This window comes from Mesorhizobium sp. B1-1-7 (assembly GCF_006442705.1).
Lineage (GTDB): Bacteria > Pseudomonadota > Alphaproteobacteria > Rhizobiales > Rhizobiaceae > Mesorhizobium > Mesorhizobium opportunistum.
In genome coordinates, this window is record NZ_VFWQ01000004.1 from 200622 (window position 1) to 215170 (window position 14549).

Below are 14549 nucleotides of genomic sequence, written 5' to 3' on the forward strand. Positions count from 1 at the left end.
GCTCCAACATATTCCTGGCTGATCCGGATTTCAGCGAAACAGCAGCAGGACGAACCCGAAGATCATGGTCGCCAACAGGCCGGTCATGGTCGAAACAAAGCCGATCTTCACCAGCAGGCGTTCGGGGTTCGGCGCCGCACCGTGGGATTGATTGGCCGGTCTGTGCCGTCCTGCCGGTGTATCCGGAGCGGCACTGCCGCGTGGAACCGGAGCCGGCGGCGGGATGAACGACAGCAGGGACAGGCCCGCGGCCCTGGCGGGAGCGTTATCGTTGGCTGTTGTCGAAGGCGGCACGAAGCCGCGCTGCGTTTCGGCTTCGGGCGTTGCCTTTCTCGCCGCGACCGTTGCCAGCACCGCCTCGTCCCTTGTCTCGAGCTGCGCCTGATAGGCCTCGACAATACCGGCCGAAGCAATCTGCTGCGATCTGACGGCCATCGGCGCCGCAGGCATCGCCAGCAGAGCCGGCGCCGTCCGTTGAGCGAACAGGGAGGGTGTGGCTGGCTGGACCAATTCCCTGACCAAAGCCGCCCTGACCGGATCGGCTTTCGCCAACGGCACGGGTTGCGGCGTCATCGCTTCCTTGAGCAAGGAAGCCAGGCGGGCGGAAGAAGTATCCATCGTGCCCCCAACAAAAGCGCTTTTCGCACCCGTCGTAGCGCCTCAGCATTGTCTGAGGCTTGTCGCATGCTTGACCCGGCCGCAGATTTGTGGCGATGAAATCTCCATGACATTCGGCACCAGCGCATGATGAACCGTTTTGAAGGCCCGGGCGGCAAGGAAGCCCGCATCCGCTATCTCGATGGCGATTTCCAGGTCACCAGCCCCGGCTCGTTCGTGCGCTGTGCCGTGACAGGGGAAAGCATCCCGTTGGATGAGCTGAAATACTGGAGCGTCGTCAGGCAGGAGCCTTACGTGAACGCCACCGCTTCGCTGCGCCGCGAAATCGAGGTGCATCCGGAACTGCGCAAGCGCAGCTAGCCCTTCAGCTTGCGCTGCCGCCAGGCATCGAGCGTTTCCTCGATGATGCGCTCAGGCACATGGTCGAGTTCGAACACCGTGTCGATTTCCAGCACGTCGAGGCGGTCGAGGAAGTCCTGCGGGGCGCCGTGGCGCAGTCGGGCGGCATCCTTGGCCGTGGTGATGAGGGCGAGGCCTTCGGCGCGCGCCGTCATCGCCAGTTCGGCCAGCTCGTCCTCGGCGTAGAAATGATGGTCCGGGAAGGGCCGCGAAAGAGCCACCTCGCCGCCGGCCTCCCGAATGGTGTCGAAGAATTTCTCGGGATGGCCGATGCCGGCGAAGGCCAGGAACCGCTTGCCGGCGAGCCCCGCCTTGCTGCTTGGCTCGGTGTGGGCCTCGAAGATCGGCCGGCCGGCGCGCGCGGCCTGGCGCACCACGGGGTCGGCGGCGCTGCCCTCGCCCATCTTCAAGAGCCCGCTGGTGAAGACCAGCTGGTCGACGATTTTGGCCCGGAGCGGGCCGCCCGGGATGACGCGGCCATTGCCGATGCCGTAGCGGGCATCGACCACGACCAGCGCATAATCGATATGGATGCGCGCGCTTTGAAACCCGTCGTCCATGATCAGGAAATCGCAGCCGTGCCTTTCCAGCAGCAGCCGGGCGCCGGCGGCGCGATTGGGCGTCACCGCAACTGGCGCATGTTCGGCGAGCAGCAGCGGCTCGTCGCCGACATGCCTGGCGCTGTCGTGATGGCTATCGACGACATGCGGCTCGGCGAAAGAGCCGCCATGGCCGCGTGACAGGAAGCCGGGCTTGAGCTGCATGCGCTTGGCCTGTTGGGCGAGCGCGATGGCCACCGGCGTCTTGCCGGTGCCGCCGACGGTGAAATTGCCGACGCACAGGACCGGCGCCTCGATCTTCTCGCGCCGCGCGCGCCGCATGCCGCGGCCGGCGACGAACGCATAGACGGCCGACAGCGGCGACAGTGCCAGGACTTTCCAGTCCGGCTCTTCCCACCAGAATGGTGGTGCTTCGGACGCCACGTTAACGCCCGTTGGCGCCCTTCAGGCGCGACTTGACGACCAGGGGCTGGATATAGGGTTCAAGCGATTTCAGCGTGCGCGCCAGAGCGCCGCGCATCTCGTCGACGGTCGCGATGCCCGCCGCCATCATTTCGTGGCGCGCCACTTCGTTGGTCAAAAGGAAGTTGACAGCACCGGCCAGCATGTCGCGGTCGCGCACCAGCTTGGCGCCGCCGCTGTCGATCAGGCGCTGATAGGCCTCGCGAAAATTCTGCACATTGCGGCCGGCCAGAACCGCCGTATCGAGCATGGCCGGTTCAAGCGGGTTCTGCCCGCCCTCGGAGGTCAGCGAGCGGCCGACGAAAGCAATCTCGGTCAGCCTGAGATAGAGCCCCATCTCGCCGATCGTATCGCCGAGCAGGATATCGGTGTCGGGCCCGATGCGATCGCCCTTGCTGCGCCGCGCGACCTTCAGACCCATGCCGGAAATTTGCGCGGCAAGGGCTTCGGCGCGATCGGGATGGCGCGGAACGACGATCGTCAGCAGGCCGTGGTGACGCTTGTGCAGTGTCGCGTGGACTTCCGCGGCGACTACCTCCTCGCCATCATGGGTCGAGATCGCCGCCCAGGTCGGACGGCTGCCGATCTGTCGCTGCAAGGTGCCCAGCGCCCGATCGTCGACCGGCGGCGGGTTGGTGTCGACCTTGAGGTTGCCCGACACCGTGACCGGCCGGGCGCCCAGCGCGCGAAAACGCTCGCCGTCGACATCGGATTGAGCGACGACATGGGCGAGGTTCTCGAACAGCGCCTCGGCGATGTTGGCCCGCTTCTTCCACGAGGTGAACGAGCGGTCGGACAGCCGGCCGTTGACCAGCACCTGCGGCACGTGGCGCGCGCCAAGCTCGAGGATGGTCATCGGCCAGATCTCGGATTCGGCGATGATCGCCAGGTCCGGCCGCCAGTGATCGAGGAACCGGCTGACCGCCGGCTTCAGGTCGAGCGGCACATATTGGTGGATGATGCGGTCGCCGAGCCGCTCGTCGGCGACCTGGGCCGATGTCACAGTGCCGGTGGTCAGCACGATGTTGACGCCATAATCGAGAATGCTCTCGACCAGCGGCACGACGGCGATGGTCTCGCCGACGCTCGCGGCATGGATCCAGATCACCGGCCCTTCGGGGCGCGGGCGGCCGGCGACGCCGTAGCGCTCGCGGCGGCGGTTGCGGTCCTCCTTGCCGCGCGAGGTGCGCCAGGCGACATAGGGTCCGACCAGCGGATAGGCGGCGGCACCGGCGAACCGGTATGCCGTCAGCATGGCGCGCGCCCAGCGACCGCTCATCGCGGGCCATCCACGAGACGGTAGGCCTCGGTGGTGGCGGCGTTGAGCGCGACCGTCACTTCCTGGCGCTTGCGCTCCATTTCGGCTTCGTCGGCGTCGGCCGGCACGAAGATCGGCGTGCCGATGGTCACCGCGGAACGGCCGAACGGCAGGTTGATGGTGGTCTTGTCCCAGCTCTTCTCCAGCACCTTGCGGCGGCTGGTGGCGATGGCGACTGGCAGCAGCGGCCGGCCCGAGAGGCGCGCCAGGAGGACGATACCGAGCCCCGCGTCGCGCGGCGTGCCGTGGGGAATGTCTGCGATCATGGCGACGTTCTTGCCGGCCGTGAGCGACTTTTTCAGGGCGATGAGCGCCTTGGCCCCGCCCTTGTCGAGATGCCTGGCATTCTCGCGGCCGCCCGAGCCGCGCACAGCCTCGATGCCGAATTTCTCCAGCATCAGCGCGTTGAGCTCGGCATCGGCACTGCGCGACACCATGGCGACCAGCGGCTTGCGCTTGGGATAATAGGCCGGCGTCAACAGATGCTGGCCGTGCCACAGGGCGATGATGCCGGGCTCGAACTCGGCGTAGGCGCCTCCCGAAAAGCGCGCCGATCCGGCGACCAGCGGGCTGGTCAGGCGCACCAGGCGCACGAATTGCGCCAGCAGGCTGGCAATGGCGTTCTTGACGAATCGCGACTGCGCGAGGGGTTCGCGGATCTTGCGCCAGAAGGTCTTGGTCGTGCGGCTGCCTCCCCTGCCCGTGGGCGCGGCATCGCCGGCTGGCCCTTTCGCCAGGTCATGCTCCATCGAGGTCAACCGGCAGCCTTGCTGTCGGGGTCCAGGAGACGGTGCAGATGAACGACGAAATAACGCATATGGGCATTGTCCACGCTGGCTTGCGCCTTGGCTTTCCACGCCGTGTGCGCGGATTGATAGTCGGGATAGATGCCGACGATGTCGAGCCCGTCGAGGTCGCGGAACTCCGTGCCGCCAAGCTTCTTCAGTTCGCCGCCGAACACCAGATGCAAAAGCTGTTTCTTTCCGTCTTCCGCGGCCATGTCGATCCTTCACATATCGTGAGTTTGTGACAGGTCTAGACCAAAGCCGTCGACTTTGGAACCTTCGAAAACGCTTTCACGCGTCCAGCCCGGCGATGACGTCGACCAGCACCGCCAGCAGGTCGCCGCTGCCGGCGGCGAGCGCGCCGTGGCGGGTCACCTCGCCGGCATAGAGTGGCGCACGGCCATGCGGGTCGAGCAACTGCCCGCCGGCCTCGCGCAGGATGAGGTCGGCGGCGGCAATGTCCCAGTCATGCGCGTTCGGCTTGACGAAGGTGCCGTCGAGCGTGCCGTTGGCGATCATCGCCACGCGGTAGGCAAGCGAAGGGCTATAGGGCGCCCGCGTCAGCCGCTTCTGCCAGCTGGCCGGCATCAGGTCGATGAGCTGCTTCAACCCTGAAATCTCAGCCTTCTCGCCGGGCTGGCGCACCGCGATGCGCTTGCCGTTGCGGAAGGCGCCCTGGCCGGGCAGCGCCCAATAGGTCTCGTTCAACGCCGGGCATTCGAGCACGCCGGCGAGCGTGCGGCCATTTTCGACGACGGCGACGCTGACGCACCAGGTGCGCTGGCCCTCCAGGAAGCCGCGCGTGCCATCGATCGGGTCGACGACGAAGGTGCGGCGCGCCGAAAGCCGGGCGGGATCATCGACAGTCTCTTCCGACAGCCAGCCATAATCCGGCCGTGCCGCCAGTAGCGTCTGGCGCAGATAAGCATCGGCGGCGTGATCGGCCTCGCTCACCGGCGAAGTGCCGCCCTTCATCCAGACCTGCGGGCTTTGGCCGAAGTAGCGCATAGCGATGACCCCAGCCTCGCGGGCGGCTTCGCGCAGCAGCGGCAGGTCTTCCGTAGCGTCGGTCGAGATCAGCTCATGCTCCGGCAAGGGTCATGCCTTCGATCAGAAGCGTGGGGGCCGCCGTGCCGAAATTGCGGTCGAGGTCATCAGCCGGCACCATGTTCAGGAACATGGTCTTCAGATTGGAGGCGATGGTGACTTCAGCGACCGGATAGGCCAGCGCGCCATTCTCGATCCAGAAGCCGGAGGCGCCGCGGCTGTACTCGCCGGTGATCATGTCGACGCCCTGGCCGAACACTTCGGTGACGTAGAAGCCGCTCCTGAGCGACTTGATCATGTCCTGCGGCGAGCGTTCGCCCGGCTCGATGGCTAGATTGGTGGAGGATGGGGAGACGGAGGAGCCGCTGCGCGATCCACGCCCGTTGGTGACAAGGCCAAGCTCACGCGCGGCGGACGTCGACAGGAACCAGTGGTTGAGGACGCCCTTTTCGACCATCAAGAGCTTCTCGCCCTCGATGCCTTCGCCGTCGAACGGACGCGACGCCTGGCCACGCCGCCGCAGCGGTTCGTCGGTGACGGTGATGGCGGCAGCCGCGACCTGCTTGCCCATCATGTCGCGCAGGAACGAGGTTTTGCGCGCGACGGAGGCGCCATTGATGGCGCCGGCAAGATGGCCGGCGATGCCGCGGGCAACCCGCGGGTCGAACACTACGTCGACCGGCCCGGTCGCCGCCTTGCGCGCGCCGATGCGACGCACCGCGCGCTCGCCGGCCTTGCGGCCGATGTCTTCGGGCGCATCGAGATCGCTAAAATGCAGGCGCGAGGAGAATTCATAGTCGCGCTCCATGCCGGTGCCCTCGCCGGCAATGACGCTGGCCGAGCGCGAAAAGCGCGAGACGACATAATGGCCGAGAAAGCCGTGCGAGGTGGCCAGCACAAGGCCGCCCATGCCGGCACCGGCGCTGCTGCCGGACGAATTGGTGACGCCCTTGACGGCAAGCGCCGCCGCTTCCGCCGCCAATGCCGCCTCCTTCAACTGGTCGGCCGACACTTCGGTGGCGTCGAACAGGTCGAGATCGGGCGTCCGCTTGGCAAGCAGCGCCGGATCGGCAAGGCCCTGATAGGGATCCTGCGGCGACACCTTCGCCATCGCCACGGCGCGCTCGGCGAGCGCTTTCGGGTCGGACGCGGCGGTCGCCGAAACGCTGGCGACCTTCTGGCCGACGAAGACACGCAGCGCAACGTCCTCGCTCTCGGAAGCCTCGGTGGCCTCGACCTTGCCGAGCCGTACCGACACGCCGGTGGAGCGGCCGCGCACGGCCACCGCGTCGGCGGCATCGGCGCCGGCCTTTTTGGCAGCCTCGACCAGCGCAGCAACGCGATCGGTCAGTCTTGCAGCGTCTGTTATATCGGACATGCCTGTGATTCCTGCTGTTGCGGCCAGCGTCTGGCTGCTGCCCACCCATCTATTGTTCCGGTCCGGCTTGTGCAATGGCACAGGCCTCTATCAAAATGCAGCTTCACGGCTTCCTTCCGGAACCGAGTGAAGCAAAAACGCAGCCCGCAGCCTGCACGGAGCATGTTCGATGACGCCTTTCCATCTCGCCTTTCCGGTCCGTGATCTCGATGAAACCCGCATTTTCTATGGCGAGGTGCTGGGCTGCGCGATCGGCCGCTCGTCGACGACCTGGGTCGATTTCGATCTCTTCGGCCACCAGATGTCGGCGCATTTGCGGCCACAAGCCACACCATCCGCCAGCGACGGCAAGGTTGATGGCATTTTGGTGCCGATCCCGCATTTCGGCGCCGTGCTGCTGATGGACGACTGGCAACGCCTGGCGGCACGGCTGGAAGCGCGCGACGACATCGACTGGCTGGAACGGCCGATGGTGCGCTTCAAGGGCGAGCCCGGCGAACAGGCGACGCTGTTCATTCGCGATCCCTCAGGCAATGCCTTGGAATTCAAGGGTTTCCGCTCGCTGGAGCAGGTTTTCGCGCATTGAGGTGGAGCGAGCCTGGACTCACGAGCCGACGACCGGCGTCCAGATCACATCCTCGATCTTCCGCGCGCCGGTCGCCAGCATCGCCAGCCGGTCGAAGCCGAGCGCGATGCCGCTGGCCTGCGGCATGATGGCAAGGGCGGCGAGAAAATCCTCGTCCAGCGGGTATCGCTCGCCATAGATGCGCTCCTTCTCGTCCATTTCGAGGATGAAGCGCCGGCGCTGCTCGGCCGGGTCGGTCAGTTCGCCAAAGCCGTTGGCAAGCTCGACCCCGCAGCAATAGAGCTCGAAGCGCTCGGCGACGCGGGCATCCCCGGGGCTCGGCCGGGCAAGTGCAGCCTCGGCGACCGGGTATTCGCACAGGATGGTCGCGCGGCCGATGCCCAGATTGGGCTCGATCTTTTCCACCATGACGCGGCTGAACAGGTCGGCCCAGCTGTCGTCGGGCGCTGTGCGCAGGCCAGCCTTGATCAAAGCGGCGTAAAGCGCCTCGCGGTCTGTGCTCCCGTCGGCGGCGACCGTGGCCAGGAGATCGATGCCGGAATAATGGGTGAAGGCATCCGCCACCGTCAGCCGCTCAGGCTCGGCGAACGGATCGCAATCGCGGTCCCGGAAGGAAAAGCGCGTGGCCCCTGCCCTGGTCGCCGCCAGCGCCAGCAGATCGGCACAGTCGCGCATCAGGCTCTCATAGGTCTCGCCCACCCGGTACCATTCGAGCATGGTGAATTCGGGATGGTGCAAGGGACCGCGCTCGCGGTTGCGGTAAACCGAACCCAGGCTGAAAATGCGCTGTTCGCCGGCGGCAAGCAGCTTCTTGCAGGCGAATTCGGGCGAGGTGTGCAGATAAAGCGGCGACCGGGCGCCATCGGGCCCGACCACCTCCGTGGCGAAAGCCGCCAGATGCGCCTCGTTGCCGGGCGAGACCTGCAGCGCCGCCGTTTCCACCTCGATGAAATCCTGGGCAGCGAACCAGTCGCGCAAGGCGGTGGTCAGGCCGTTGCGCAGCATCAGGCGCGGGCGACGGTCGGCGTGAACGTCAGGCGTCCACCAGGGCGAAGCGGCGGTCATCGCCGGGCCGCGGGCGTGTCAGTTTGCACTGGGGGCTGGCGGTTCGCGCCGAGATGCGCTAGGCCCCCATCCAGCGCCGCAGAAGCCGGCAAACGCCCATCAACTCTCGCAGGATAAAAAACCGTGGTGAAAGTCATCGCCAGTTCGCTCCGCAAAGGCAATGTCGTCGAAAAGGACGGCAAGCTTTATGTGATCCTCTTTGCCGAAAACATCCACCCAGGCAAGGGCACCCCGGTGACGCAGCTCGACATGCGCCGCATCGGCGACGGGGTGAAGGTCTCGGAGCGCTACCGCACCACCGAGCAGGTGGAGCGCGCCTATGTCGAGGAGCGCGAGCACACCTTCCTCTACGCCGACGGCGAAGGCTATCACTTCATGAACCCGGAAACCTACGACCAGGTGGCGGTGTCGGAAGCCGTGGTCGGCGACGCCGCGCCCTATCTGCAGGAAGGCATGCCGGTGCAGGTCTCGCAGTTCAACGGCATCGCGATTTCCCTTGTGCTGCCGCAGCGCGCCACCTTCGAAGTGGTCGAGACCGAACCGACCACCAAGGGCCAGACGGCATCGTCCTCCTACAAGCCCGCCGTCCTCTCCAACGGCGTCCGCACCACCGTGCCGCCGCACATCGCGCCCGGCACCCGCGTGGTGGTGATGACGGCGGATGGCGCGTATGTGGAGCGGGCGAAGGACTGAGGGGGGCGCCCTTAGGTCCGCCAATCCCAAGCTGGAAGCCAAGCGTCACCTCACTGCTTGAAACAGTGCTCGCGGTGCCATTGCAGGAAATGCGGATGCGGGCGTTCGAGCTGTCGGCGGGGCGAAATCGCGCGGCGAGTCCTGTTTATGAACGTCTGCACGCTTGCCAGGTCGTTAACCTGCCTCGATATCAGGATTTCCAGATCATCGGATAGGCTGATTAGTCCTCGATCGAACATCCAATGCGCGGTACCGGATAGCGCGATCCCATTGCTGACGATATCTGGTCCATTCTTTTCGACAGGTCGAATATGGGCGGCAGAAACCTCTGCTCGACCGCCTCCATTTATCAGCTTCAGTCCCGTGATCGCACAGCGCTCGTCATAGGCGCGCAAGACGATGCGGCGGAAAATACGGTCCCGCACGATTCGCGATCCGATGTAGCTCACACGATCACGACTCTGCTCGAACTGGAATGCGGCCCCCTCGTCCTCAAACCCGGAGGAAATGCCGGTCTCATCCACGCGTGGCAGCAGCAACTCACGGGCATCAAGGCCAAGATCGACAATACGGTTGAAATCGCTTGGACTGATTGGCCGGACGGCAGATTGAGCGCGGCCGGAAATCCGTCCTTGGTCGTTAAGCAGACCCCGCTCAGCGAGACCGTCTGTCCCATTAAATGGAACAGGATTGGCAAAATCGAGGTATGATCCTGGCTCAATCAAAGCGAGATACATACCAGGCGCAGCGGGATCGGGAATAACCTGCTGGACTTTGGCCATGGCGAAATAGCCGCGGGTATCATCCACTTTGCTTGGTTCGTAGTAGATGATCCAGTCACCAACGCATGCTTCCACACGACGCAGATACTGGCTGGGGAACTGATATCGCTCAGCGGGGCTGTCGTCGTAGATCGAATCCGACCGGTGGATGAAGACCCCGAATCCCATGATCTTCCTGTAATTTTGGGGATATCCGCCGAGATGTAGCACCAAAATTCGATCTTGGAAGCTTAGTCTAGGCCAGAGAAATTACCCTCTCCGACAAACCGCTCCAGATTTTTTCACGGGGGCAGTCGCAAAGGGCCCGCCCGGTTCGTCCTTTGAGCAAAGAAGGAGGACGCCATGAGAAAACTTATCGTCACCGAATTCATCAGCGTCGATGGCATCGCCGAGGTCGAGAAGCTGCCAAGCATCACCTGGAACGATGAGATGAACAGCTTCAAGGAGGACGAACTGGCCGACAGCGGCGCCATGCTTCTGGGGCGCACGACCTATGAGATCTTTGCCGGTTCGTGGCCTGATGAAACCGGAACCTTCGCCGACCGGTTCAACGCGCTGCCGAAGTATGTCGCTTCCAGCACCTTGAAGGCGCTCGACTGGAAACCGGCCGAACTGCTCAAGGGGCCACTGCCGGTGGCGGTGCGAGCCCTGAAGGAAGGCAGCGGCGGCAACATCTATGTGCATGGCAGCCTGAGCGTCGCGCAGGAACTGCTGCGCCACGGTCTGGTCGACCGCGTCAGGCTGCTCAGCTATCCCGGCGCCGTCGGCCAGGGCAAGAAGCTGTTCCCGCCTGGTGAACAAGTGCCGCTTGAGTTGATCTCCGCAACGCCATTCAGCAACGGGGTTGTAGCGCTTGAGTATGTGCCGATGGCGGCGAAGTCGTAATGGGCTTCCATGCCTGGATGACAACAGCAGTCGACCTTGGCGACCAATTGCCGGCGTCGCACCGTCCTTACCCGGCTTCCTTGGCCCGCCTCCCCTTGGCGGCGGCGCCATTCCGCGCCTCCACCACCCGCTCCACCTCCCGCTTCAGCTGATCCTTGATCGCCACCGTCTCGTTCATCAGGGCGTCGATCTTCAGGAAATCGAGCACGCGGTATTTCGACACAGTCGGGCGGACCAGGATATCGGGCTGGGTTTGTCTCAGCTTGTTGGCGGTGATCGATTGCATCATCAACTGCGTGGCGCCGAACATCAGATCGACGGAGGTGGGGTGCTTGCGGTCGGCTTCTTCCGGCGCGCCGACCACGTCGACGCCGATGATGATGTCGGCATCGTTCTCGATCAGGTCGAACGGCACGGGGTTGTAGATGCCGCCGTCGATCAGCAGGCGGCCGTTGCGCATCACCGGGCGGAACACGGCGGGGATGGCGGCCGAGGCGGCAAGTGCCGAATGCAGATCGCCGTCGTCGAACACGGCGAGCTTGTGGCCGAAATAGTCGGTCGCCGTCACCTTCAGCGGGATCTTCAGCTCGGCGAAGGTTTCGGGAATGGCGTCGGGCAGGAAGGCCTTGAGGATGCGCTCGACATTGAACTGGCTGACGCGGATGCCGCCCTGCATGGCTTCGGCGATCGTGCCCGGCCGGGCCCGCCACATGCGGCTTGCCACCTCGGCGCGCCGGCCGAGGACCGAGCGGGCATAGTCGTGGATGTCCTTGCCGGTCATGCCGGCGGCCATGCCGGCGCCCATGATGGCGCCGATCGACGAGCCGGCGATCGCCACCGGCCGGATGCCGAGCTCGTCCAGCGCCTCGATGACATGGATATGCGCCAGGCCTCGTGCGCCGCCACCGCCGAAGGCTATTCCAAAAGTCGGGCTCATCCCTTGCCGGCTCCGGCCAGCGGAGGTCCGACGACCATGATGGTCGGTTCGGCCGACAGCAGCTTCTTCGCCGCCGCCTTGACCTGGTCGAGCGTCACCGCGTTGATGTAGCCGGCGCGCCGCTGCATGTAGTCGATGCCGAGATCGTCGAGCTGCAGCTCGACCAGCGTCGCCGCGATGGAACTCGAGGAGTTCAGATTGCTGATGGCGTAGGCGCCGATCAAATATTTCTTGGTTGCGGCGAGCTCAGCCTCGGTCGGGCCGTCCTCAGCCAACCGCTTGGCGACGGCGCGCACGATGCCGAGCGTCTCGGCCGCGCGGTCCGATCGCGTGCCGGTGGTGACGATCAGCGCGTTGGCGTGGTCCTGGTTGACCAGCGAGGAATCGACGCTGTAGGCCAGCCCGCGCTTTTCACGCACCTCCTGGAACAGGCGCGAGGTGAAGGTGCCACCGCCGAGGATCTCGTTCATCAGCACCGCCGGGAAGAAATCCACAGCCTTGCGCTTCACGCCGGGCCAGGCGAGCTGCAGCGAGGTCTGCGGCAGATCGTAATTGACCTCCAGATGCTGCGCCAGCTTCGGCTCGATATCGGCGACGGGGGCGAGCGCCTGTTTCTCAGGCAGGTTTCCGAACACCATGTCCAGCTTCTTCTTCAACGTCCCGGCATCGATGGCGCCGACCACTGCGACATGCAGGCCGCCGCGTGCGAACACCGCCTTGTGCAGCGCGTTGAGATCTTCCTGCGTGATGGCGGCGATGCTCTGCCTGGTGCCCTGGTCGGAGCGCGAATAGGGGTGGTCGCCATAGATGGCGCGGGCCCATCGGTTCTGCGCGACCGTGTCGGGGTCATTCTCGTTGGCGATGATGCCAGACAGGATCTGGGCACGGATGCGGTCGATCGGCGCCTGGTCGAAGCGCGGCTCGTTGACCGCCAGCCGCAGCAGGTCGAAGGCCTCGTCGCGCTGTTCGGCCAGCATGCGCATCGAGCCGTAGATGCCGTCGCGGTTCTCCTCGAAGCCCATCTCGGCGCCGGCATCGTCGAGCCTGATCTGGAAGGCTTCCGAATCGAGCGGGCCGGCGCCCTCGTCGAACAGGCCGGTCATCAGGTTGGCCAGCCCTTCCTTGCCCGGCGGATCCTGCGTCGAGCCGCCGCCGAAGACGAAACGAACGGCGACCACCGGCACGGAATAGTCCTCCACCAGCCAGGCGGTGACGCCCTTCGAGGAGGTGACGGACTGGATCTCCATGGCGCGGGCGGCAAGTGCCGGCAGGACCAGGAAGAGGATGGCGAGGACGAAAGTTGCGAGCGTGGTGGCCACGCGCGGTCTTCCCTTCTCCCCTTGCCGGAGAAGGTGGCCGAGCGAAGCTCGGTCGGATGAGGGGTGCTCCAGCTTGGCAAGGACGGCACCCTGTCGCGCACCCCTCATCCGTCTCGGCGCTGCGCGCCGATCCACCTTCTCCCACAAGGGGAGAAGGGAAGGCGCGTTCACGGCTTCGTGTATGTGCATCGACCGCTTCATCATCAATTCCCCGCCTGTTGCTGCGGCAAGAGATAGCCGGTGGTCGAGTGGGCCAGCACCAGATAGCGCGCGGCGACGTCCTTGACCTCGTCCGCGGTGACCTTGCGGATGCGGTCGGGCCATTGCTGGACATCCTGCACATTGCCGCCGGTGGCCAATGTCGAGCCATAGATTTCGGCCATGGAATCCTGCTTGTCGCGGGCAAAGACCATAGACCTGACATAGCGGTCCTTGGCCTTTTCGAGTTCTCCGGGCGTGACGCCGCCGCTGGCGATACGCGCCACCTCCGCATCGACAGCAGCTTCGATGTCGGCGAGCCTGGCGTCGCCGCGCGGCGAGCCATAGACGGTGAAATTGGTGTCGTCGAGCATGGTGCCCTGGAAATACGCGCCGGCGTTGGAGGCGATGCCCTGCTTGACCACCAGCGCCTGGTAGAGCCGGCTGCGGTTGCCGCCACCGAGGATCTCGGCAAGCAGATCGAGCGCCTCAGCCTCGCCCGGCTTGGCGGTGTGGTAGGACGGCACCACCCATTGCGTCGAAAAGCTGGGCACGCTGACGCGGGCGTCGGAAAGCGTGACGGTGCGCTTGGTATTCTGCTCCGGTTCGACCGGGCGCACGCGCGGCGGCAGGTCCGGCCCGCGCGCCACCTTGCCGTAGGTCTTTTCGGCCAGCGCCCGCACCGCGTCGGGCTCGACATCGCCGGCGACGATCAGCACGGCGTTGTTGGGCCTGTAATACTTGTCATAGAAGGCGGTGGCATCGGTGCGGTTGAGCTGCTCCATCTCCTGCATCCAGCCGATCACCGGAATGCGGTAGGGCTGGTTCTGCCACAGCGTGGCATCGACTTCCTCGTCGAGCACGGCCTGCGGATTGTTGTCGATGCGCGAGCGGCGCTCCTCGAGGATGACATCGCGCTCGGTCTTGATGACGTCGTCGGTGAGGATGAGGTTGCGCATGCGGTCGGCCTCGAAGCTCATCATCTGTTCGAGCGCCGAGGGCGCCACCGTCTCGTGGAAAGCGGTGTAGTCATAGGAGGTGAAGGCGTTGTTGGAGCCGCCGATATCGGAGACGGCACGGTCGAACTCGCCGGCCGCGTGATGGGTCGTCGCCTTGAACATCAGATGCTCGAAGAAGTGGGCGATGCCGGATTTGCCCGGCGGCTCGTCGGCGCTGCCGATCTTGTACCACACCATGTGGGTGACGATGGGCGCACGGTGGTCGGGAATGACGACCACTTCCATGCCGTTGTCGAGCAGGAAATCCGTCACCTTGAACTCGGCCGGCACGGTGTCGGGCAATACGGGGCTGGCGGCCGGCACCGGGCCGGTCATGACAAAAGCCAGCGACGTCGCCAGCAGTGCTGCCCGTAGCCATTCAACTCTGGGTGTCATCAATGGCTCCGGTTTTCTCTTCGTTTTGACGCAATTCCCGTGGGAAAACCGCTTCACACTTTTCCTGGAATTGCTTGGACAGGACGATAGGCAAGGTGCTGGCGACAAGCAAAGCGAATTGTT

16 protein-coding genes are annotated in these 14549 nt (G+C 65.0%); 4 read left to right on the plus strand and 12 right to left on the minus strand.

The features are described from left to right. Positions 1-30: 30 nt before the first annotated feature. The gene (locus FJ978_RS08105; protein ID WP_140571567.1) at positions 31-618 is read right to left on the minus strand and encodes a hypothetical protein; all 588 of its coding nucleotides are present in this window, start codon (positions 616-618) and stop codon (positions 31-33) included. A 126-nt stretch (positions 619-744) separates the two neighbouring features. Here FJ978_RS08105 and FJ978_RS08110 point away from each other — a divergent pair, with 126 nt between their 5' ends. Then, a complete protein-coding gene (locus FJ978_RS08110) occupies positions 745-978 on the plus strand; it encodes a DUF2093 domain-containing protein (RefSeq protein WP_140571569.1) in 234 nt (77 codons plus the stop codon). On the opposite strand, the gene lpxK is transcribed toward FJ978_RS08110, so the two are convergent. From lpxK to FJ978_RS08140, 6 genes are all read right to left on the minus strand, one after another. Beyond that, positions 975-2000: a tetraacyldisaccharide 4'-kinase gene (lpxK, locus tag FJ978_RS08115; RefSeq protein WP_140571571.1), complete on the minus strand. Its 1026-nt coding sequence runs from the start codon at positions 1998-2000 to the stop codon at positions 975-977. The genes FJ978_RS08110 and lpxK overlap by 4 nt on opposite strands. 1 nt (position 2001) lies before the next feature. Then, positions 2002-3318 (minus strand): lipid IV(A) 3-deoxy-D-manno-octulosonic acid transferase, encoded by a 1317-nt coding sequence (waaA, locus tag FJ978_RS08120; protein WP_140571573.1) that lies wholly within the window; start codon positions 3316-3318, stop codon positions 2002-2004. Further along, a complete protein-coding gene (locus FJ978_RS08125; protein WP_140571575.1) occupies positions 3315-4106 on the minus strand; it encodes a lysophospholipid acyltransferase family protein in 792 nt (263 codons plus the stop codon). Before FJ978_RS08125 ends, waaA begins: the two co-directional genes overlap by 4 nt. Before the next feature lie 5 nt (positions 4107-4111). Continuing rightward, on the minus strand, positions 4112-4357 hold the full coding sequence (locus FJ978_RS08130; RefSeq protein WP_013896111.1) for a DUF4170 domain-containing protein: 246 nt from the start codon (positions 4355-4357) through the stop codon (positions 4112-4114). A gap of 76 nt (positions 4358-4433) precedes the next feature. Further along, a complete protein-coding gene (locus tag FJ978_RS08135) occupies positions 4434-5237 on the minus strand; it encodes a 3'(2'),5'-bisphosphate nucleotidase CysQ (protein ID WP_140571577.1) in 804 nt (267 codons plus the stop codon). Next, positions 5224-6567 carry a TldD/PmbA family protein gene (locus FJ978_RS08140; RefSeq protein WP_140571579.1) on the minus strand — a complete coding sequence of 448 codons (1344 nt, stop codon included), beginning with the start codon at positions 6565-6567 and terminating at the stop codon, positions 5224-5226. Before FJ978_RS08140 ends, FJ978_RS08135 begins: the two co-directional genes overlap by 14 nt. A 169-nt stretch (positions 6568-6736) precedes the next feature. Between FJ978_RS08140 and FJ978_RS08145 the strand changes: the two genes are divergently transcribed. Beyond that, on the plus strand, positions 6737-7153 hold the full coding sequence (locus FJ978_RS08145; protein ID WP_140571581.1) for a VOC family protein: 417 nt from the start codon (positions 6737-6739) through the stop codon (positions 7151-7153). An 18-nt stretch (positions 7154-7171) separates the two neighbouring features. Here FJ978_RS08145 and epmA read toward each other — a convergent pair whose 3' ends face one another. Next, complete coding sequence (gene epmA / locus FJ978_RS08150; protein ID WP_140571583.1) at positions 7172-8218, minus strand: EF-P lysine aminoacylase EpmA; 1047 nt, start codon at positions 8216-8218, stop codon at positions 7172-7174. Between the two features lie 126 nt (positions 8219-8344). Here epmA and efp point away from each other — a divergent pair, with 126 nt between their 5' ends. Next, entirely contained in the window at positions 8345-8911 is a 567-nt protein-coding gene (gene efp / locus FJ978_RS08155; protein WP_023766508.1) for an elongation factor P, read from the plus strand. A 50-nt stretch (positions 8912-8961) separates the two neighbouring features. Here the strand turns inward: efp and FJ978_RS08160 are convergent, their stop codons facing one another. Beyond that, entirely contained in the window at positions 8962-9861 is a 900-nt protein-coding gene (locus tag FJ978_RS08160) for an HNH endonuclease (RefSeq protein ID WP_140571585.1), read from the minus strand. Between the two features lie 174 nt (positions 9862-10035). Here FJ978_RS08160 and FJ978_RS08165 point away from each other — a divergent pair, with 174 nt between their 5' ends. Beyond that, positions 10036-10578 carry a dihydrofolate reductase family protein gene (locus FJ978_RS08165; protein WP_140571587.1) on the plus strand — a complete coding sequence of 181 codons (543 nt, stop codon included), beginning with the start codon at positions 10036-10038 and terminating at the stop codon, positions 10576-10578. Between the two features lie 67 nt (positions 10579-10645). Here FJ978_RS08165 and FJ978_RS08170 read toward each other — a convergent pair whose 3' ends face one another. From FJ978_RS08170 to FJ978_RS08180, 3 genes are all read right to left on the minus strand, one after another. Continuing rightward, positions 10646-11515 (minus strand): patatin-like phospholipase family protein, encoded by an 870-nt coding sequence (locus FJ978_RS08170; RefSeq protein ID WP_140571589.1) that lies wholly within the window; start codon positions 11513-11515, stop codon positions 10646-10648. Next, a complete protein-coding gene (locus tag FJ978_RS08175; RefSeq protein WP_140571591.1) occupies positions 11512-12834 on the minus strand; it encodes a pitrilysin family protein in 1323 nt (440 codons plus the stop codon). Before FJ978_RS08175 ends, FJ978_RS08170 begins: the two co-directional genes overlap by 4 nt. A 203-nt stretch (positions 12835-13037) precedes the next feature. Continuing rightward, the gene (locus tag FJ978_RS08180) at positions 13038-14426 is read right to left on the minus strand and encodes a pitrilysin family protein (protein ID WP_140571593.1); all 1389 of its coding nucleotides are present in this window, start codon (positions 14424-14426) and stop codon (positions 13038-13040) included. Positions 14427-14549: the final 123 nt, after the last annotated feature.